Genomic DNA, 20079 nt, shown 5'->3' with positions numbered 1-20079 from the left:
TTTATATTTTTGTAATGAAAGCTTAATGGAAAATTAAGGAGAGGAGTTACTAATTGTTACACAAAGTTTACAAGTCGAAATATAAGGTTCTTTTTCATTTAATTTTTTCTATTTTTTTTCTTTATTTATTCTTTTTAGGAGTGGAACTTTTGACCTCTTCTCTTAAAGCTTTTGGAAGTGATTTTGCAAGGAAATTAATAACGGCAACAACGAATCCTTTCACAGGTCTTTTTATCGGACTTCTCTCAACAGCAATAATTCAATCCAGTTCTGTTACAACTTCCATTACAGTTGGCTTTGTCTCTGCGGGAACTTTGACGATTCGGAACGCCATTCCAATTATAATGGGAGCGAATATAGGGACGACAATTACTTGTGCAATTGCTTCTTTTGGACATTTTTCTATAGAAAGAGAGTTTTCAAAAGCTTTCCCCGCAGCAATTGTTCATGATATTTTCAACATTCTCTCGGTGATTATTTTTTTACCAATAGAGTTATTTTTCCATCCGGTTGAGCGGGTCTCAATATTGCTTACTCATTTTTTTATAGGGAAAGAAACAGTTTGTTTTACTTCACCGTTAAAATTAGTGGTTGCTCCTATTGTGGAAAGAATAATGATTTTATTTGGAACTCATTGCATTTTTTTGGCTATTATCTCTTTAGGAGTAATCATCCTTGCAATAACGTCTTTTGTTAGTATTTTAAGGAAAGCTTCTGCAGAGAGGTTTGAAATTCTCATTGACCAATACCTTTTTAGGAATGACTTTTCCGCATGGGTTTTGGGACTTTGTCTTACAGCTTTTATTCAATCGAGTTCAATTACAACATCTTTGGTGGTTTCTCTTGTAGGAACACAGATCATAACGATAGAGAAAGCTTATCCCTATACTCTTGGAGCAAATCTTGGGACAACAGTAACTGCAATTTTAGCAGCTCTTGCCACAGGTAATTCTAATGGGGTTGCAATAGCTTTTTCTCATTCTCTTTTTAATTTCTTTGGGATTTTGGTTTGGTATCCTTTAAGGAGAGTCCCGTTAACTATTGCAAAAAAGATAGGAGCATTATCAGGTAGGAGAAGATTACTTGCATTTGTTTATATAATTGTTATATTTATAATTATCCCTATGATTGGAATACTTTTAGGGAGGTAAGATGTTAAATTGGATTAGTAGATTCTTTAAGGGAAAAGGTTTAATAGAAGAAGCCGAGGAAATGGTAGAGGAGATGATGGAGATTGCTTATAATATGTTTCACTATTCAATGAGAATGGTGATTGAGAAGGGGAAAGAGAAAAAGGATATATATGAAGTTGATAAAAAACTGAATGAGCTTGAAATAAATGTTAGGAAAAAGATTCTTGAACATCTTTCGATTAACCCGAGCCAGGACATTACTCCTTCTTTAATTCTTGTAACTATAGTGATTGACATAGAGAGAATTGGAGATTATTCAAAGAATTTTGTTGAAGTTTCTCATATGTATCCAGAACCTTTAAAAGGTAAATACATAGATAGAATAAAAGAATTAGAGAAGAAGGTTCAACTTTACTTTAAAGAAACAATGAAAGTTTATAAAGAGCAGGATGAAATTAAAGGGAGAAAAATAACAGAGGAACTTTCTGAAGTTGTAAAAGGGTGTCAGGTTCTTTTGGAAGAGTTGATAGAAGATTCTTCTTTAACTGCAAAAGAAGGGATAATATATGCACTTTTAGTTAGACATCTTAAGAGAGTATCTTCCCATATAAGAAATGTTTGTTCCAGTGTTGTGAATCCTTTTTATCGTTTGGGTTATCGACCTTTAGAGGAAGAAGTTTAAAAATGATTATTTATTTCTTTTCCATTTATTTAACTTATTCTATTGGAGAAAGGCTAAATTACGGAGCTTATTTTGGACCTATTAGAGCTGGATATTCTTTTATGGAAATAAAAGAGGAGGAGTTTGAAGGGACTCCTTCTTATGTGATTGAAAGCGTTCAGAGAACTGATCCTGCCTTTTCTATAATTTATCGAATAGACGATTATTATAAGTCAGTTGTAGATACATCTACTTTTTCAACGATTTCTTATACAAAAAATATTTCTGAAGGAAAATATAAAAATAATCTTACCTTGAGATTTAGAGAAGATTCGGTTTTTTACACTGATGGAAGAAGATTCGAAAAGATTCCGGGAGCAAAAGATATTTTCGCAGCTCTTTATTGGATCCGAACCTTAACTTTTTCCCCAGGAGATACTTTAAAAGTTCCTTTTCATTCATCTGGAAAAAATGAGGAGATGATTGTTCCTGTTTCAGAATTGCAATGGACAGTAGTTCCAATGGGTAAATTTAGAACTCTCTTGCTAACACCACAGGTGAAGGAAGATAAAATCTTCGGTTCAGAGGAACCAATAAAAATCTGGGTTACTGTAGATCCTGAACACATTCCTGTTAAGATAGAGAGTAAACTTAAATTTGGAAGAATTAGATTTGAATTAGAAAGTATGAGTTTAGAGGAAACGAAATGATTTATACTGTGATAATGGCCGGAGGTAGAGGAACAAGATTTTGGCCTGTTTCAACAGAAAAAAAACCAAAGCAATTTCTTTCTATCGTTGGAGATAGGCCTCTTATAGTCCATACAAAAGAAAGAGTAAAATCTCTTACCCCCCCAGAAAGGATCAAAGTTATTACAACTCCAGAGCTAAAAAAGCAAATTATGGAATGTGGTTTTGAAAAGGAAAGCATTTTTGTTGAACCTAAAGGGATGAATACTCTTTACGCAATTGCTTATTCTGCAGCCAAACTTCTAAAGGAAGACAAAGGAGCCTTGATGCTCGTTTTACCCTCTGATCATTGGATTCCAGATTCCGAAAAGTTCATAGATACGATTAAAAAAGGAATAAAATGGGCTGATTTAGGTTACCTTGTGACTTATGGGATTGTCCCTACTAGGGTGGAGACAGGTTATGGGTATATAGAAAAAGGACAAAAGTTAGAGAGTTCTGTAATGAGAGCGGAAAGGTTTACAGAGAAGCCAAAGATAAAAACGGCAAATGATTATGTAAAAAGTAAGAAATTTCTTTGGAATAGTGGGATTTTTTTGTGGCAAGCTAAGACAATTCTTGAGGAAATAAAGGAGCACCGTCCAGAGATTTCTAAGTATATAGAAGAAATTGAGAAAAATCCTACTCAAAGAAATATAAAGATTCTTTATGAAAAGGGGGTTCCAATTTCTATAGATTATGGTGTTCTTGAGAGAAGTAAGAAAGTAGTGGTGGTGGAGTCTCATTTTGGTTGGGATGATGTTGGAAGTTGGGCTTCTCTTGAGAGAACTCAAATTCCAGATGAGAATGGGAATATTAAAAAAGGGGAGGTTATTGCGATAAACTGTAATGATAATATATTTTATTCAGAAGATGGAATAATTGTGGCAAAGAACCTTTCAAGAATGATTGTTGTTCGCACAAAAGATGCCACATTAATTATACCAAAAGGGGAAGCCCAGGAATTGAAAGAGATTGTGGAAGAGCTTCCAAAAAATTATAAATAAAAAGGAGGTAATATTATGAAATATTTATATGTAGCCTTTAGCATCTTTCTTCTTTTAGGAGCTTGCGTAAAAGAGCAAACAGTGAAAGAGGAAACTCCAACTGAAGTGATATTTGAGGAAGTTCCTTCTTTAGAGGATACATCTTCTATTGTTTTTGAAGAAGTTACACCTTCTGCTCCACAGGTTGAAACTCCTTTCTCAGGAGTTACTTCACCCACTCCTAAAGAAAAAGAAGCACCTTCAGTTACTCCTATAAAAAGACAAGGTTATAGAATCCAAATTGGAGCTTTTAGGGATGAAGGGGAAGCAAATATTTTAGCGGCAAGAGCAAGGGCACAGTTAGGGAAGAAAGTGTATGTTCAATATATACCACCTTTTTACAAAGTAAGAGTTGGAGATTTTCTTGATAAATATGAAGCTACTCAGTATATGAATCAATACGTAAAAGGCTCTTATGAAAGGGCTTGGGTGGTTGAGTCTGAGATAAATGTTGAATGAGGCTACTGGTTGCTACAGAAAATGAAGGTAAAATTCGGGAAATAAAGGAAATTACTAAGGGTTTAGTAGAAATATTAACGCCTCTTGACATTGGTCTAAAACTTAATATATTGGAAGACGGATTGACATTACAGGATAATAGCCTAAAGAAGGCGCTTACATACTTCCAAAAAACAAAAATTTGTACAATCGGAGAGGATACAGGACTTTTTGTGAAAGCTTTGGGAGGGGCTCCCGGAGTTTATGCTGCAAGATATGGAGGAAGTGGAGATGCGAGTAATAGAAAGAGGTTACTTTCTGAATTAAAAGGAAAAAATAACAGGGAAGCTTATTTTAAAACTGTAATTGCTTTTGTAATAACAGAGAAATGGATTGAATTTTTTGAGGGAGAGGTAAAAGGAAGGATTACGGAAAAGGAGATTGGAGAGAAGGGCTTTGGATATGATTCGGTTTTTATGCCTCTTGGATATACCAAGACTTTTGGTGAGATGAATGAGGAGGAGAAGAACAAAATAAGTCATAGAAGGATAGCACTTGAAAAATTGATTAATTATATTTATACTAATAGAGAAAAGATAGAAGAATTTTGTAAATGAAAGCGGGGTGTAGCGCAGTCTGGTTTAGCGCACCTGCTTTGGGAGCAGGGGGTCGGTGGTTCAAATCCACTCACCCCGAAAAATTGAGAAATACGCCTGTAGCTCAACAGGATAGAGCATCGGATTTCTAATCCGACGGTTGGGGGTTCGAGTCCCTCCAGGCGTATAAAAATATGGTGAGTGTAGCTCAACTGGTTAGAGCACTGGACTGTGGCTCCAGTGGTTGGGGGTTCAAGTCCCCTCACTCACCCCAAATAAAGCGTCAGTAGCTCAGTTGGTAGAGCAGCGGACTCTTAATCCGCGGGTCGGGGGTTCGAAGCCTCCCTGACGCATTTATATAAAAAATTTAGGATTTTATAAGAATTAGAAATTATAAAGTAGTGAGTCCTTCTTTTATTGCAATTTTTGTTAGATCAGCCACACTTTCAACTTTTAATTTCTTTTTTATATGTCTTCTATGTGTTTCTACAGTCTTTATGGAAAGAAATAGTTGACTTGCAATTTCCTTTGTGTTGTAACCTTCAGCAATTAATTGTAGAATTTCTCTTTCTCTGGGCGTTAATTTTGAATAAACAATGGGCTTTTCTTTTGCTGTTTTTTTTGCATATTCATCAATTAAGATATCTGAAATTTCTGGGCTTAAATATTTCTTCTTTGACATAACTGTATTTATTGCGCGAACTAGTTCTTCAAAAGCGCATTCTTTGAGAAGATATCCTGAAGCTCCGGCTTCTATCATACCCAATACATATCTTCTATCAGAATGTAAGGAGAGTCCTATTATTTCAATATTTGGATGCTTTGATTTAATTTTCCGGGTTGCTTCAATCCCATTTAAGCTTGGCATAGCTACATCCATCAATATGAGATCAGGAGAAACTTTATCTACTAATTCTATGGCTTCTCGCCCATTTGTTGCTTCTCCTACTATTTCCATATTTGGTTGTCTTGAGATTAATGTTGCTAAACCTTCTCTTAAGATTTTATGTTCATCTACTATCATTATTTTTATGCTCATTCTTAACTCCTTTTATTTTAAACTAAGAGGCGCTTTTAATGTTATTTTTGTTCCCTTATTTTTATGTGATTCTATTTCAAAGGAGCCTCCAACAACCTCAATGCGGCTCCTAATGTTTAATAGACCAAAGCCTACATCTTTTTCGTAGTAAGAATCTAATTGAGATATATCAAAGCCCACACCATTATCTTTTACCTCTATTGCAATTTCCTCGTCGATTCTCTTTATAGAGATCCAAACTTTCTTTGCCTTTGCGTGTTTTTTTACATTTACTAAGAGTTCTCGCACAGCTTGGAATAGTAAAATCCTTAAGTCATCAGATAAAGGTTTTTCTTTTCCATCATCATTAAACTCATATTCGATTTTATTTTCCTTTAAAATTTTTTCTGCAAGCCAATCAACTGCAGGAACGAAGCCAAGCTCATAAAGTATTGTGGGACTAATTTGACTCATTAAAGAACGAGTAGCAATAATTGCATTTTGAACAAGATTATAAATTTCTTCTAAAGAATCTTTAATGTTTGAATTCATTATAGATTTCTTTTCTTTTAATTCTCCTATTTTGAATTTTAAAAAGGCTAAAACTTGTCCAATCTCAGCGTGAAGTTCAGTTGCAATTCTTTTTCTTTCGTGTTCCTCAGCTAGGGTTAATTTATGAGAAAGACTTTTCATTTTCCTTTTATAATTTTGGATCCTTTTTTCTTCCATATTCTTTCTATCTGTAATATCCATTATAGAAATTACACCTTTGAGTTCTTTATTTTCATTGTCGTAATTTGGAATTGGATAGGCTTGAATACTGAAGTATCTTATTGTTCCATTCTTAAGAACTTTCGTTTTTTCCACAGTGGGGGATCGCTGTCCTTTCTTAAATAATTTTTCAAGAGGACATTCTTTGCAAGATTCTTTCCACGGAGGAAATACCTCAAAACATTTCTTATTAATGATTTCTTCCCTATTTAAGCCAAATAATTCGCAAAGGAAGTTGTTAGTTTCAAGAATTACATAATTTTCACTGACTATTGCAAGACCTTGATTAACAGCGTTAACAATTGTCTGTAATTTATTTACAGTTTCTTCAAGTTTTCTTTCCGCTAAGAGTTTATCCGTTATATCTCTTGATATCCCAAGAGTTCCGATTACATTTCCATTTTCATCATATCTTGGGATTTTTGTAGTAGAGACCCAGGTTATTCTTCCATCAGGATGGGTCTCTTTTTCGATTTTTCCTTCAATTGGTTTACCTGTTTTCATTATTTCTTGTTCATCCTGAAAGGCTGCTTCTGCATGCTCTTCAGTAAAATAATCAAAATCTGTCTTGCCTATCATTTCCTCTGCACTTCGAGCTTTTAGCCATTTAACAAGAGAATTACTTACAGCAATGAATCGACTCTTTTCATCTTTGAAGTAAATTCTATCTGGTATGTTATCTAATAAAGAGGTAAGTAGGCGGCTCTTAAAAACGACTTCTTCCCCTAATTCTTCAAGCCTTTCTTTTAATTTTTCTTCAAGAATTTTCTTTTCAGTTATGTCTCTTGAAATACCTAAGATGCCAATGATATTTCCATTTTCATCATATCTTGGGATTTTTGTAGTAGAGACCCAGGTTATTCTTCCATCAGGATGGGTCTCTTTTTCGATTTTATTCGTTATTGGTTTACCTGTTTTCATTATTTCTTGTTCATCCTGAAAGGCTGCTTCTGCGTGCTCTTTAGTGAAATAATCAAAATCTGTTTTGCCTATTAAATCTTCTATTCTTTTGAGCCCAAATTGTTCTGCAACCGATTTACTTGCTAAGACAAAACGGCTTTCTCTGTCCTTAAAGTAAATGTGATCTGGAATGTGATCAAGAAGATAAGTTAGTAAATTACTCTTAAACACTGCTGTTTTTATATCTTCTATTGGTTTCTGTAGATTATTGTTACCAAATATAATAATTTTATCTGGAAAGATTTCTTTATTCTTAAATAAAACGACCGGATAATTAAATTTTACTTTATTATTAAATATTAATGTTAACTCTTCAGAAGTGGTTCCTTTTTCTGAGAGAATAGAAATTTTTTCACTAACTGAACCCCTAAGATCTTTTGTTAAGAAGCTGGTGAAAGGTTTACCTTTTACTTTATTCTTTCTATAACCTAATAACTTAGCCCCCGCTTTATTTAAATCTTCAATAAATCCTTCTTTATTGAGCAAAAAAATAGGGTAGGGGGAACATTCAAAAATCAGATGAAATTCTTTTTCCTCATTTTTTATTTTTTTTCTCATCCTTATAAATAAATTTTAATAAAAAACAAAAAAATTGCAATAGCGTATATTCTCATTTAAAGGAACTGGCTTTGAATCTTTGGATTTCAATAGAACCTTGATGGGCTTTTATGGTGGTTATTTTGAATAATTGATTTTTGACTTTAGGTTTAGAATAAAATATACAAAAATCCTCTTGACAAAAATAAAAATGGTGTTATTTTTATCAAAAAAGTAACACTAAAGGAGGTTTTATGGAATTTTTATTTTTTGTTATTTCTGTTATAGATTCTCTTGGTGTGGTTTCTGATACTATAGGAATGAAAAGATATATTTCCGAAGGTATTGTGGTTACTGCAACAAGATATAATGAAGATATATCCGATATTTCTGCTTCTATTTCAGTTATTGGGGAAGGAGATATAAAATTTGCCAATTCTTATGTTTCCCCGGATTTACTTATTGGGGTTACGGGCGTAGAAGTTATGAAAACTGGAAATTTTGGAAGAGCTGATGTTGTGATTAGAGGGATTGGGAATAACGGAAGGAGGCTCGGTTTTTTTATTAATGGAAGACCAGAGAAAATGTCTATATTTAGCTGTGCTGTCACTCATACTTTTCCTCTCCATAATGTTAAAAAAATAGAGGTTTTTAAGGGTCCTCTTTCTTCTCTTTATGGTTCTGGAGCTATGGGAGGGGTTGTAAACATTTTGACAAATTCTGCGGAGGAGGAAAATAAGGTAGAGTTTGAAGTTGATTATGGAAGTTTTAATACGCGAAATTTAACGACTTCTTTTAGAGAATCTTTTGGTAAATTAAGTTTCCTGGGAGGAGCTCAAAAGAATTCTTCGGATGGGCACCTACCAAATTCTGCTTCTCGGACTGATAGTTATGAAGGTGATTTAATTTATGATTTTAATAAAGATTGGAAAATAGATACCTATCTTAGATATGTAGACACTTACCAAGAAAACCCACCAGCTTTTGGTGATACGGTGAGTTCTAAAGATTATCAATGGTATAGAAGAGGTTCTTTTGATTTTTCTATTTCTGGCAAGATTAATGAAATGATAGAAAGTGAGACAAAACTTTACAGGACTTTTGGGTTTCATAAATTTTCAGATGGTTGGAATTCAGAGGATAAAACAGATGGAATTTCTTCTTCGTTTTTATTTCCATTAATAGAAGGAAATAGGACCCAGGGTGGAATTGAATTTTATAGACAGGATGGATTTTGGGTAGCTCATAATGAGTGGGTTAGAAATGTTTACGAGTGCTTCTTTCATACTCAACAAAAAACTTCTTTTTTTAACATTTCAGGGGGTCTTAGATATACTTATTCTGAACAATCAAGAGGTATCTTTTCCTATGACGGTGGGTTCGTTTTGAAAATTAAAGAAATGAGAATAAGAACAAGATTAGGGAAAGGTTTTAGACTTCCAGCTTTTAATGATCTTTATTTATATCCATCTTCAAATCCTTTCTTAAAACCTGAAGAACTATGGAGTTGGGAAGTTGGGTTAAGGCAAAAAATATCAAAGATTATAGATTTTGATTTTTCTCTTTATTATTTAGAGACAGATAATTTTATTAGGTTCTCTTCCATAAGTAAGAAATTTGAAAATATAGACTCTCTTAGAGAGAAAGGAATGGAAACTTCTTTAGGATTTTATCCAATGAACTGGTTATATCTTGAACTTTTCTATTCTTATATAGATAGAGGTAATAAAACCCAAGGTATTCCAGGACAAAAATGGAGTGGTAATCTTACTTTTGAAAAAAACTTCTTGGAAGCGCGTTTAAGCGGAAGGTATATAACGGATTATTATGCACAAGATGATCATAAAGAGAAGCTTCCTTCTTATTCTGTTTTTGATTTTCACCTGAATATTAAACCCAAGCCTTATCTTTATCTATCTCTTGGAATTGATAATATCTTTAATAGAGACTATCTCCGATATGTAGAAATACCTGCTAGATCAGGGATCTACGAAATGCCGGGTAGGAGCTTTAAAATAGGAATTGTTTTAAGAAAATGATTTTCCTACTATTTGTTTTGGATTTATGTATCATAACTTCAACAAGTGACATCTATTCTGTGGTGAAAGAGATCGCTCCTTTTCAAACTGAGGTTTTAAATTTAGTTCCAGAGGGAAGTTGTCCTGGTCATTTTGACCTTTCTCCAAGGGAAGCAGGTTTTCTTAATAGGGCTGATTTGATAATTTATCATGGTTTTGAACCATGGATTAAGAAAATAAGAAAAATAAATTCAAAAGTAAAGTTGATAGACCTTAAAACAGATGAAAGCTGGATGGTTCCTTCTGTGTATTTAAAGGGAGCTTTAGAGATTTGTGAAGTTCTAAAAATGGAGATGGAAGATAGCTCAAATCGCAAATTGATTGAGGAAAATTATAAAAGACTAATAAGTAAAATAGACTCCCTTTCTTTAAAGATAATGTTAAAAAGGGATTCTCTTAATGGAATAAAGGTTATATGTAATGAATACCAAAGGGAGTTTCTTTCTTTTCTTGGAATGGAAGTTATTTCCACTTTTCCAAAGGAGGAAAAACTCACCCTGAAGGAACTTTCCAATATTTTAAATATTGGGAAAGAGAAAAATGTAGAAATTGTAGTGGATAATTTACAAACTAGGGGGAAAATTGGAAGGATGATTGCTATTGAGTTGAGCAAACCTTTTGTAATTCTGTCTAATTTTCCAGATAGAAAAGGATATAAGGAAACAGTTCTTGATAATATAAAAATTATATTGGAAGGATTAAAGTGATTCAGTTAAAAAATGTTAGTAAGTATTTTCGTAAGAGGAAAGTTTTATCTGATATTTCTTTTGAGGTAGAGGAAGGTGAATTTGTTGCAATAATTGGACCGAATGGAGCTGGGAAGTCAACACTTCTTAAAATAATTAATGGGATTTTATCTCCTGAGATTGGTGAGGTAAAAGTTTTTGGACTTAATCCGGCGAAGAGTGGTATTTATCTCAAAAAAAATATTGGTTTTGTCTTTCAGAATGAATTCATTCCAAAAGATGTGCCTCTTTCTGTAGAGGATGTTGTTTCTATAGGAAGGATAGGTATAAGAGGTGTTTTTAAAAAACTTAGTAAAGAGGATTTGAGGAAAATTGAGGAGGTTATGGAGGAGGTTGGTATTATAGATTTAAGAAAAAGACCAGCGGGTTTTCTTTCGGGTGGGGAACAAAAGAAACTTTCAATAGCAAGAGAATTAGCAAGAGAAGTTAGGATTCTTCTTCTTGATGAGCTTCTTACAAATTTAGATCCTGCTTCACAAATGGAGATAAATAATCTTATTTTTGAGGTATATAAAAGGTATAAATTGACAATTGTTTTTGTGACTCATCTCCTTAGATATTTACCAAAAGGGGTTAATAGGTTTATGGCACTTAAAAAAGGGAAGATCTTTTTTGATTCTTTAACTTCTAAGGTGAGTTCAAAAGATTTGGCTAATCTTTATGATATTGATGAAGAAAATTTAAGGAAATATGTGGGATTTTTTGAAGTATAGTTATTTTCAAAATGCTTTAATTGGGTCAATTCTTGCAGGTTTGGGACTTGGGATCGTTGGTGTATGGGTTATTCTTTTAAGAATTCCCTTTGTAGGTGTTGCTATCTCTCACGCTGCCTTTGCAGGTTCTGTTGTTGGACTGCTTATTGGTGTAGATCCTATAATAATGGCTATTGTTTTTTCTCTTTTTGCTTCAATTTTAATTGGACCTCTTGTTGAGCGAAGTGGCCTTGAGGCAAATATAATTATAGGAATTGTATTTTCTCTTGTTTTAGGGATTGCCTTTTTTTCTCTTGGACTAATAAAAGGGCCGAAAACAGAGGCTTTTAATCTCATATGGGGTAGTATTTTGACTCTTACTAAAAGAGATCTTATTATTAATAGTGGAATTACAGCTTTTATTATTTTGTTTTTGTTTCTTTTTAATAAAGAGATAAAAGCTGTATTTTATAATAGAGAAGTGGCTTTTTCTTGTGGAATCCCTGAGAGATTTATTTTTTTTAGTCTTCTTTTTCTTTCAGGTTTTGTAATTTGTTTGAATTTAAATACAATTGGAGGAATATTAATTTTTAGCCTTCTTATAAATCCTCCCTCCTCAGCGCGGATCCTCACTCATAGCCTTTCTAAGATGTATCTTCTTTCAATTTTATTTTGTATTTTTTCTTGCCTTTGTGGACTTTTTTTATCTTTTTTAATAGGGGTTCCTGCCTCAAGTGCTATAATAATCTTCTCCTCACTTATATTTCTTATTCTTCTAAGTTTAAAAGGAAAAAAATGAGCATTGAGTTTTTTGAAAAGCAAGCTGAAGCCTGGAAAGTTTCTCATGAAACAAAAGCTGTAGCTGATATTATTGTTAGAGATTTAATAGATAGAGAATCAAAGTTTATTTTAGATTTAGGTTGTGGGAAAGGAGTGCTGAGGAACTGTTTTAAGAAATATGTCCCTCGTGCTTCTGTATTTTATATAGATAAAGCCTTTAAAATGATAAAGGGATTGAAAGAAGCTTATCCCAATGAGTTTGCAATAAGAGGTGAAGGAGAAAATATCCCTTTTATTAATGAAAAATTTGATGCTATAATAATTTTTAATTCTTTTCCTCACTTTGATGATAAGGGGAAAGTTTTATCTGAATCTTATAGGGTTTTAAAAAGGAAAGGAAAATTAATTATAGCTCATTCAATGCCTCCAGAGGAAATAAATAAAATGCATAGAGAAATAGGAGGAGCGATTGCTAACCACTTTCTTCCAGAAAAAAAGATTTTTATTCAAATGCTAAAAAAAGCTGGTTTTAAAGAAATAAAATATTTTGTTTCTAATTATTTTTATGTAATAGGAAAAAAGTAATTTAAATTTTTGGACTAAGATAAAGGTTGCAAAAAATCCAAATTTGATTATTTTAATTTAAAGATAATCTCAAAATCTGAATCATAAAATGGAGGTTTTATGTATAAATTTATTAAGATAGGTAGAATAGTCTTATTTGCTTTCCTTTTTGTCTTTACTCTAAGAGCTCAGGTTAAGGATATTGTTCATGGAAACTTAATTCAATTTAATGAGAATGGAGCTTGGTGCTGGTATCAAGATGAACGAGCAATAATTGACACTGTAGAAGGAAAATTAATAATAGGTTCTGTGGCAAGCGATAATGGAGTTGGAGGAAGCCCCCGCGATGGGCTTATTGAAGCTGTTATAATGGATCTTAAAAATATGTCTTTGAAGAAATACACATTAATGGATAACTATTGTGATGACCATAATGCTCCTGCATTTCTTATTTGTCCAGATGGGAGGTATATTACTTTCTATGCATTACACAATTCAGAAAAATTGTCATATTATAGAATTTTTGATGGTGAAAATTGGGGCTCTCAAGAGGTATTTAATTGGAATACAGAGAGGCCTGGTGGAGTAAACTATAACACTACTTATTCTAATTTATTTTATCTTTCAAGTGAAGGAAGGATGTTCAATTTTGCTCGTGGGCATGACAATGGTAGCCCAAATTTTATGTACTCTACTGACGGAGGAACTAACTGGGATTATGGGGGACAGTTAGCAAGAAGTAATATTAGTGGATATAGCAGAGGATATTTCAAATATTGGGGAAATGGAATTGATAGGATTGATTTTATATGCACAGAAACTCATCCAAGGAATTACAATACAAGCATTTATCATGGATATGTCAAGGGTGGTAAAACTTATGACTCTTATGGAAATGAGGTGGATAGTGACATCTATAATAGCTCTAATATTCCGGTAATAGAAAACAGTTTTACAGTTGTTTTCCCAGATAATACAAAAATTGGAGATGATTATATGAGAAAAATTTGGGACGCTGATTTGGTTAGGTACAAAGATGGAACAATTGCTGCAATTTTGACCTGTAGGATAAATAACGCTGTAAATGGTAATGATGAAAGTATTGATCCAGATCATGCATTTATTTACTGTAGATTTAATGGAGTTAGTTGGTCTTATACTTACCTGGGACAAGCCGGAAAGAAAATGTACTCTTCTGAGGCTGATTATACAGGTTTAGGAGCTCTTCATCCTAATGATCCAAATATAATATACATTTCTACCCATATAGATCCTCGAAATAATGAGAATTTAAATCGTCGTGAAATCTTTAAAGGTGTGACCACCGATAATGGTTTGAGTTGGACTTGGACTCCAATAACTGAGAATTCTACAATGGATAACTTTCGTCCAATAATTCCTTCCTGGAAGAATGGTAAGACAGCTTTATTATGGTTTAGAGGGACTTATCTCTCAGCTCAAAATTATGACGCTGCTATTGTTGGAATTATTGAAGGAGAAGATTCTATAGGATTAATGAACTATGTGGATGCCACAGAAGGAAATACTTTTCGTGCTGATGGATCTACTCTTGGGGCAACTGGTCCGGATGCCAATCAAGGACCAGTAGACAACAATTGGCATTGGAGGACAGGTTATGGAAATGGTGAGATGGTTTTGACATCGGCTGAGGCAGGAGGAGAAGATGCTCCTCTTATAAAGACACAAATAATTGCTCCTATGGATGGAATTTATCATATTTGGGTTAATTTTTGGGCAAATCCTAATGCAGATTGGAGAATTAAAGCAGGACTTAGTAACCAGAATATGCAAATCTACCGACATATGGCATCTAAGAAAGTAGATGAAGGTGCACATACAACCCAGATTCAGCTTGAGGGGAGTGGAAATACTTTTTTATATCAAGCTTATCTTGGAAAAATTGAACTTCTTTCTGGAGATACCATAGAAGTTTTTGTTGATGATGAGGCAATTCAAACTGGAACAACTGGACCGAGGGTTGGGGATGTATGTAGAACATGGTATGATGGAGTGAGTTATTTTGTAGAGGATCTTAGTGGAATTCTTGATGTTGTAAAAAATGATGATGTTAATTGTGACTTTAAACTCGATCAGAATTACCCAAATCCGTTTAACGAAATTACAACGATTAGTTACTCTCTTTATCGTGATAGCTATGTTATTTTGAAAGTTTTTAATTTGCTTGGGGAAGAGATAGCGACATTGATTAATGAGGATGTAAAAGCTGGTTCCTATAAAGTTAGTTGGGATTCTAAAAATTTACCTTCAGGAATTTATTTCTATAAAATGACAATTGGAAATGTTTCTAAGGTTAAGAAAATGACTTTGTTGAAATAGCTAATGACCGGTATTGTAAAAAATTTTTGATATATAATAAAAAATAGAGAGGAGGAGAATATGAAGAAATTTTTTTTCTATCTTTTTAATAATAGTTTTTTCACTAAATGCTCAAAACCTGATAGAAGATTTCCGCGAAAAAGAGAAGAAAATAGATTCACTTTTAATTCTTGGAGAATTTCAGGTAGTTAAAGATTTGTTAAATTCAAGGCAAGTTTTTCTCCCTTATGAGCTTAGGGAAAATTATTTAAATTTTTTTAAAAACATAGAAGAATTAGAGACTGTTGCTGAAGATTCCAGATATATAAAAGAGTTAATAGAAAAATATAAGAAAGATGAAGAAAATTTTAGAAAAGAATGCGCAGGAGAAAAAGCAAATGTTTCATATTCTAAGTTTTCAAGTCTCGTAGAAAGTTTTAATTTTATAGAGGCGATAAGATTTTACATTTTAGCTTCTTTTTTTAAGGAGAAATATGTAGAGGATCAAATATATCAAGCTGAAGCAAAATTTGAAAGAGCAAAGGAATTTTATGAAAAGGGGAAGATTATAGAGGCTCTCAACACCCTTGACAGTATAAAGGTTATGCCGAGTGCTAATTTAAAATTGAAGTCTTTGAATGATAAAGTTAACTCATTTAGAAATAAATTATTAGAGACCAAAGAAAAATTTGAAATGGATCAATTATTATGGAGAAGAAAAGAAAAAGCAGGATATTTTCTTAATTTCAATATGGGTGGGAATTTGGGTTTTAAATATCCCTTAGAGCGTGAGATCTTATTGATTACTCCTGGTTTAAGAATGGGTAATTTTGGATGTTCATTTCTTGGTGCTATTTCTTTATACAAAAAATATCTTCTTGGTTTTGATTTAAGTTTTTGGTATACTACTTACTCTGGAGAATCTATAGATCTTAATCCTTGGTTTTATAGTTTTAAAACCACAGAAAGAATCATCAAATCTTATTTAAAATTCTTATTTAGAGAAGAAGTTGGAGTACGTCCATTTGTTAACCTCGGTTTAGGATATGTACATCTTTCAAGAGAAGAGTTTACAGCTATTAGATATACATGGAAAGGAGAGTATGGAGATCGGAAGATTGAAAGGTTGTTTCCTAAGGAAGTTTATTTTACTCCTCAGATTGTAAGTGAGTTTGGAATAGAATATATATCAAAAACGACTTCCTCTTTTATTTTAGGAAACAAGGTTTCTCTTTCTTATAACTTTAAGAATGTTGATGCTTTTGGTAGAGTTAATCCCTCTTTTTCTCTTTACATAGGAACAGTTGTAAGAAATTAATTATTATAATCCATTGGATTATTAAAATTTAAGGATAAAGAGAAATTGATTTTTTATTTAGGTTTTTTATTTAATATCAAAAACGTCTAATTGTTCTTTTCTGTGAGATCGGATATGTAAGGAGATATTATAAAAAGAACAAATTTGTTCTTTTTATAGATAAAAGGCGTCTCATCACTAATAAAGAATATGGATTTATTGGTTAGGGGAAATGGCTGCCCCAAAAGGGTAGCCATTCTTATAATTAAATTTTATTTTTTAGAGCTTGCTTAATTAGAAAGTTTGTTTTATCTTTAAGAAGGAAGTTTAAGTGAAGTCTCTTGTGTTAGCTGGAATTAGAAAATTTGAATTTTTGGAAAAGTCACCTCCAGAGATAAAAGGAGAAAAAGATGTCTTAGTTAGAGTGGCCAAAGTTGGAATTTGTGGTTCTGATATTCATTATTATACAAGAGGACGGATAGGAGATCAAGTTATAGAGTTTCCCTTTACTATTGGTCATGAGTGTTCTGGGATTGTAGAAAAAGTGGGAAAATCTGTAACAAAGGTTAGTCCTGGGGATTGGGTTGCTATTGATCCAGCTATATCTTGCGGTAAATGTGATCAATGCAGAGATGGGAGATACAATACTTGTAGAAATTTGAAATTTCTTGGTTGCCCTGGAGAGCTTGAAGGTTGTTTGTCTGAATTTATTGTTATCCCAGAGGAAAACTGTTATAAACTTCCTTTTACTTTAAATTTTATAGAGGGAGTATTAGTGGAGCCTTTATCAATTGGTATTTATGCTACTCAATTTTTAAACCCTAAGAAAGAGAAGATAATTGGAATTCTTGGTTCAGGGCCAATTGGTTTGTGTGTTTTATTGAGAGCGAAAGAAATTGGTATTGAGAGAATTTTTATGACTGATAAGATAGATGAAAGACTTTTTGTAGCAAGAAATTTAGGAGCGGATTGGACTGGGAATCCTGATGAGATAGATATAATAGAGGAAGTAGGGAAGATAGAAAGTGGAGGCTTGGATGCAGTTTTTGAATGTTGTGGTGAGATAGAAGCTATTAAAGAAGGTGTAGAGTTATTAAAACCTGGAGGAAAGTTAATAATTATAGGTATTCCAGAGGTAGAGATAATAAGTTTTGATATTAATAAACTAAGAAGAAAAGAGCTTACCATTTTTAATGTAAGGAGACAGAATAATTGTGTGGAGAAAGCTATTAATTTTCTTCTTAGAAAAAGAATAAATATAGACCTTATAGTTACTCATAATTTTAAGTTTGAAGATGCTCCAATGGCCTTTGAGATTGTAGAGAAATACCAAAACGGCGTTATAAAAGCAATAATTAGTCTTCTTGACTTTAAGTAATGCCTGCTGATAAGATAGAATTGAGTTCTTTTAAATTAGCCTCGGATTGAGAAAAGGTGAATCTAACTTTTTTCTTTCCCTTATTTTTGTTGTAATAAAAGGCTGATCCAGGAACAACTCCTATATTCTTACTTTTTAGTAAATATTTATAAAACCCCCAATCATTTCCATCCCATACATTTTCAAAGTTTGTAAATATGTAGTAACCTCCTTTGGGTTTGTAGAAAGTAAATCCTGTTTTTTCCAAAGCTTTACACAGAAAATCCCTTTTTTCTTTGTATCTTTCTCTAAGATTTTGGATAAAATTTGGTGTTATTTCAAAATTTTCACACGCCCATTGAAAGGGAGTGGGAGCTGAAAGGGAAATGTAGTGATGGACTTTTCTAATTCCTTCCATAATAGGAGCTTTTGCAACTACATAGCCAACTCTCCATCCTTTTACGGAAAGAAATGTAGAAATGCTGCCCACTAGAATTGTCCTATCAATAAGTTCCTTATTTCTTAAAGGGGAAATGTATTCAGTATCATAAAGGAGGTGCTTATAGGTTTCATCTATAATTAAATATGCCTCCTTTTGAAGGACAATGTCTTCTATAAGTTTTATCTCTTCTTCATTAAAAACTTTGCCTGTGGGATTGTGTGGATTATTTAAGATGAATACCTTAAAAGTGGGTAATTTTTTAAAGTCACTAATATGAAACGAATAATCAGGGTCAAAAAGTGAGATGAAAATTGGCTTACCTCGACTTAGGAGAGTGAGAGGTAAGTAATTTTCATAGAAAGGTTCAGGAATTACAACGCCGTTTTCCCCCTCTACAAGGCTCAGCATTGAGGAAATAAGAGCTTCGCTCGATCCTGAAGTTATTGTGATTTCGGTTTCGGGATCAAAAACCACTCCAGTTTCTTCGGAGATCATTTTGGAAATTAATTCTCTTAGGGGTTTTCTTCCCTCACCGGTAATATAACCGTTGAACCCTCCTTCTACTGCTTCTTTAGCACTTTCTATAATAGACTCTGGAGTGAAAAGTTCCATGGAATTTTCGGCAAAGTTAATGGCTTTACTTTCTTCTATAGATTTAACAACCTTAGCTATTATAGATTCTTCTATTTTTTCTAAAATTGAATTCATAGTTTATTATTATAATTAGAATACAAAATAAGTCAATTGTTTAATTGTTGTTAACTTAATATAAAAATTAATGTAACTCTACTTCAGAGTTAAATAGTAACTGACAACCCCCCATTTTTTCATAGAGACACCTCCATTTCGGGAAAGAGGCTTATAAATTTTGTTTTCTCATTGGATTCCAACCGTACTCCTCGTCTGAACTGGATTTGAGTGAACCAATAGTTCAACTCCTCAAAGATGCGATAATAAATATACCTCCATTCCTTTTTGAGATATTGCCTTTGTTTCTTGTTGCTCATCCGTTCCCTAATTATTTCTATCATTAGTCTCTTAAACCCTTGCAGAACAAAATAACTGGCTATTGTCCATACTATCGTCATCATATTCCTTAAGGCTTCGTATCTCTTCATTTGAACATTTTCTATTCTGAAATCTTGCTTCATTTGACGGTGAAATTCCTCTATTTTCCATCTCGCTCCATACGCTCTCAACATTTCTCTGAATACTTCTTCTGGTGTCATCTCTTCCGGAACTCAACCAAGAAAATAACTGAATCCATTCTCTTCCCCTTCCACTCGCTTTTTCTTCATTACCAGCAACCATAATTTCTCTTCTCGATGTTCCGAATATGGAAGGTAAACTTCTTTTATTCCAGCTAAATAATGTTCCTTCTTTATCCTATTTTCCCTCGTGATTTTATCAACGATAACTTCCTTCAATAAAGGAATTCTCCGCCATCCTTCATATCCCACTTTTTCTCCATCAATATATAAATGCCTCTGCTCCCTTAAACGGAGGACAAAGTAAAAACCCTTGCCTATCAACCATTCAATTACTCTAATCGCATCAAAGGCTCTGTCAAAAACAAGAATATGAGTGGAATTCTTGACAACTGAGAAAACTCTCTCTAATGCCTCAAATACCTTGGTATGGATACTCTCCATATTGAATTTCTTAAAACTGAATAACTCACTATAGATGCTTATCATATCTTCTCTGTCTTTATCTACCCCAAGAATATTTAACAAAGGATATCCGTTCCCAATTTTTCTTTTCTCTTCTTTTCTATCGCCATCTCTTACTTGACAAAGACCTTCCATTTTCTTCGCGTATTTCTTTTGAATATCAGTATCATCAATTACAATATACCTCATACCCTCTATAATCTTTCTGTTTATTTCTAAATAGGA

At 33.0% G+C, this 20079-nt stretch carries 20 protein-coding genes and 4 tRNA genes; 19 read left to right on the top strand and 5 right to left on the bottom strand.

Annotated features, from left to right (window positions below):
• Positions 1-53 precede the first annotated feature (53 nt).
• From ABIN61_05005 to ABIN61_04960, 10 genes are all read left to right on the top strand, one after another.
• Entirely contained in the window at positions 54-1151 is a 1098-nt protein-coding gene (locus ABIN61_05005) for a Na/Pi symporter (GenBank protein ID MEO0293563.1), read from the top strand.
• Position 1152: 1 nt separating this feature from the next.
• Entirely contained in the window at positions 1153-1815 is a 663-nt protein-coding gene (locus ABIN61_05000; protein ID MEO0293562.1) for a PhoU domain-containing protein, read from the top strand.
• Positions 1816-1817: 2 nt separating this feature from the next.
• Positions 1818-2504 (top strand): DUF3108 domain-containing protein, encoded by a 687-nt coding sequence (locus ABIN61_04995; GenBank protein ID MEO0293561.1) that lies wholly within the window; start codon positions 1818-1820, stop codon positions 2502-2504.
• A complete protein-coding gene (locus ABIN61_04990) occupies positions 2501-3529 on the top strand; it encodes a mannose-1-phosphate guanylyltransferase (GenBank protein ID MEO0293560.1) in 1029 nt (342 codons plus the stop codon). Before ABIN61_04995 ends, ABIN61_04990 begins: the two co-directional genes overlap by 4 nt.
• Before the next feature lie 15 nt (positions 3530-3544).
• The gene (locus ABIN61_04985) at positions 3545-4027 is read left to right on the top strand and encodes an SPOR domain-containing protein (GenBank protein ID MEO0293559.1); all 483 of its coding nucleotides are present in this window, start codon (positions 3545-3547) and stop codon (positions 4025-4027) included.
• The gene (gene rdgB, locus ABIN61_04980) at positions 4024-4623 is read left to right on the top strand and encodes an RdgB/HAM1 family non-canonical purine NTP pyrophosphatase (protein MEO0293558.1); all 600 of its coding nucleotides are present in this window, start codon (positions 4024-4026) and stop codon (positions 4621-4623) included. The genes ABIN61_04985 and rdgB overlap by 4 nt, the downstream gene beginning before the upstream one ends.
• A 3-nt stretch (positions 4624-4626) precedes the next feature.
• Positions 4627-4702, top strand: a tRNA-Pro gene (locus ABIN61_04975).
• Between the two features lie 13 nt (positions 4703-4715).
• A tRNA-Arg gene (locus tag ABIN61_04970) sits at positions 4716-4789 on the top strand.
• Between the two features lie 10 nt (positions 4790-4799).
• Positions 4800-4876: transfer RNA gene (locus ABIN61_04965), tRNA-His, on the top strand.
• Positions 4877-4882: 6 nt separating this feature from the next.
• Positions 4883-4955, top strand: a tRNA-Lys gene (locus ABIN61_04960).
• Positions 4956-4993: 38 nt separating this feature from the next.
• Here the strand turns inward: ABIN61_04960 and ABIN61_04955 are convergent.
• Positions 4994-5641, bottom strand: coding sequence for a response regulator transcription factor (locus ABIN61_04955; protein MEO0293557.1), 648 nt, complete (start codon positions 5639-5641; stop codon positions 4994-4996).
• A gap of 12 nt (positions 5642-5653) precedes the next feature.
• Positions 5654-7909 carry a PAS domain S-box protein gene (locus ABIN61_04950; GenBank protein ID MEO0293556.1) on the bottom strand — a complete coding sequence of 752 codons (2256 nt, stop codon included), beginning with the start codon at positions 7907-7909 and terminating at the stop codon, positions 5654-5656.
• Between the two features lie 233 nt (positions 7910-8142).
• Here ABIN61_04950 and ABIN61_04945 point away from each other — a divergent pair, with 233 nt between their 5' ends.
• The 9 genes from ABIN61_04945 (at position 8143) to ABIN61_04905 (ending at position 17760) form a co-directional block, all read left to right on the top strand.
• Positions 8143-9927: a TonB-dependent receptor gene (locus ABIN61_04945; protein MEO0293555.1), complete on the top strand. Its 1785-nt coding sequence runs from the start codon at positions 8143-8145 to the stop codon at positions 9925-9927.
• Positions 9924-10673: a metal ABC transporter substrate-binding protein gene (locus tag ABIN61_04940; GenBank protein ID MEO0293554.1), complete on the top strand. Its 750-nt coding sequence runs from the start codon at positions 9924-9926 to the stop codon at positions 10671-10673. The genes ABIN61_04945 and ABIN61_04940 overlap by 4 nt, the downstream gene beginning before the upstream one ends.
• A complete protein-coding gene (locus ABIN61_04935; protein MEO0293553.1) occupies positions 10670-11425 on the top strand; it encodes an ATP-binding cassette domain-containing protein in 756 nt (251 codons plus the stop codon). The genes ABIN61_04940 and ABIN61_04935 overlap by 4 nt, the downstream gene beginning before the upstream one ends.
• A complete protein-coding gene (locus ABIN61_04930; protein ID MEO0293552.1) occupies positions 11415-12203 on the top strand; it encodes a metal ABC transporter permease in 789 nt (262 codons plus the stop codon). The genes ABIN61_04935 and ABIN61_04930 overlap by 11 nt, the downstream gene beginning before the upstream one ends.
• Positions 12200-12769, top strand: coding sequence for a class I SAM-dependent methyltransferase (locus ABIN61_04925; protein ID MEO0293551.1), 570 nt, complete (start codon positions 12200-12202; stop codon positions 12767-12769). Before ABIN61_04930 ends, ABIN61_04925 begins: the two co-directional genes overlap by 4 nt.
• A 99-nt stretch (positions 12770-12868) precedes the next feature.
• On the top strand, positions 12869-15106 hold the full coding sequence (locus tag ABIN61_04920; GenBank protein ID MEO0293550.1) for a BNR-4 repeat-containing protein: 2238 nt from the start codon (positions 12869-12871) through the stop codon (positions 15104-15106).
• Positions 15107-15166: 60 nt separating this feature from the next.
• Positions 15167-15298 (top strand): hypothetical protein, encoded by a 132-nt coding sequence (locus ABIN61_04915; protein MEO0293549.1) that lies wholly within the window; start codon positions 15167-15169, stop codon positions 15296-15298.
• A gap of 4 nt (positions 15299-15302) precedes the next feature.
• On the top strand, positions 15303-16403 hold the full coding sequence (locus ABIN61_04910; protein ID MEO0293548.1) for a hypothetical protein: 1101 nt from the start codon (positions 15303-15305) through the stop codon (positions 16401-16403).
• A 310-nt stretch (positions 16404-16713) separates the two neighbouring features.
• Positions 16714-17760 carry an alcohol dehydrogenase catalytic domain-containing protein gene (locus ABIN61_04905; protein ID MEO0293547.1) on the top strand — a complete coding sequence of 349 codons (1047 nt, stop codon included), beginning with the start codon at positions 16714-16716 and terminating at the stop codon, positions 17758-17760.
• Here ABIN61_04905 and ABIN61_04900 read toward each other — a convergent pair.
• The 3 genes from ABIN61_04900 to ABIN61_04890 form a co-directional block, all read right to left on the bottom strand.
• Entirely contained in the window at positions 17753-18889 is a 1137-nt protein-coding gene (locus tag ABIN61_04900) for a pyridoxal phosphate-dependent aminotransferase (protein ID MEO0293546.1), read from the bottom strand. The two genes, ABIN61_04905 and ABIN61_04900, sit on opposite strands and share 8 nt — an antisense overlap.
• A 119-nt stretch (positions 18890-19008) precedes the next feature.
• A complete protein-coding gene (locus ABIN61_04895) occupies positions 19009-19410 on the bottom strand; it encodes a transposase (GenBank protein ID MEO0293545.1) in 402 nt (133 codons plus the stop codon).
• A 12-nt stretch (positions 19411-19422) separates the two neighbouring features.
• Positions 19423-20079, bottom strand: a 657-nt coding sequence (locus ABIN61_04890) for a hypothetical protein (protein MEO0293544.1), incomplete at its 5' end; no start/stop codon positions are given.

Source organism: candidate division WOR-3 bacterium, from assembly GCA_039804165.1.
Classification (GTDB): Bacteria; Hydrothermota; UBA3072; order UBA3072; family UBA3072; genus JAFGHJ01.
This window is presented reverse-complemented; position numbering and strand designations above follow the sequence as displayed.

Bases quoted from the DNA above. Each gene is read 5' to 3' on its own strand.
- rdgB (MEO0293558.1), top strand. From the start codon at position 4,024: ATGAGGCTACTGGTTGCTACAGAAAATGAAGGTAAAATTCGGGAAATA.
- ABIN61_05000 (MEO0293562.1), top strand. From the start codon at position 1,153: ATGTTAAATTGGATTAGTAGATTCTTTAAGGGAAAAGGTTTAATAGAA.
- ABIN61_04915 (MEO0293549.1), top strand. From the start codon at position 15,167: ATGAAGAAATTTTTTTTCTATCTTTTTAATAATAGTTTTTTCACTAAA.
- ABIN61_04995 (MEO0293561.1), top strand. From the start codon at position 1,818: ATGATTATTTATTTCTTTTCCATTTATTTAACTTATTCTATTGGAGAA.
- ABIN61_04990 (MEO0293560.1), top strand. From the start codon at position 2,501: ATGATTTATACTGTGATAATGGCCGGAGGTAGAGGAACAAGATTTTGG.
- ABIN61_04900 (MEO0293546.1), bottom strand. From the start codon at position 18,889: ATGAATTCAATTTTAGAAAAAATAGAAGAATCTATAATAGCTAAGGTT.
- ABIN61_04920 (MEO0293550.1), top strand. From the start codon at position 12,869: ATGTATAAATTTATTAAGATAGGTAGAATAGTCTTATTTGCTTTCCTT.
- ABIN61_04925 (MEO0293551.1), top strand. From the start codon at position 12,200: ATGAGCATTGAGTTTTTTGAAAAGCAAGCTGAAGCCTGGAAAGTTTCT.
- ABIN61_04985 (MEO0293559.1), top strand. From the start codon at position 3,545: ATGAAATATTTATATGTAGCCTTTAGCATCTTTCTTCTTTTAGGAGCT.
- ABIN61_04895 (MEO0293545.1), bottom strand. From the start codon at position 19,410: ATGACACCAGAAGAAGTATTCAGAGAAATGTTGAGAGCGTATGGAGCG.
- ABIN61_04945 (MEO0293555.1), top strand. From the start codon at position 8,143: ATGGAATTTTTATTTTTTGTTATTTCTGTTATAGATTCTCTTGGTGTG.
- ABIN61_04955 (MEO0293557.1), bottom strand. From the start codon at position 5,641: ATGAGCATAAAAATAATGATAGTAGATGAACATAAAATCTTAAGAGAA.
- ABIN61_04950 (MEO0293556.1), bottom strand. From the start codon at position 7,909: ATGAGAAAAAAAATAAAAAATGAGGAAAAAGAATTTCATCTGATTTTT.
- ABIN61_04940 (MEO0293554.1), top strand. From the start codon at position 9,924: ATGATTTTCCTACTATTTGTTTTGGATTTATGTATCATAACTTCAACA.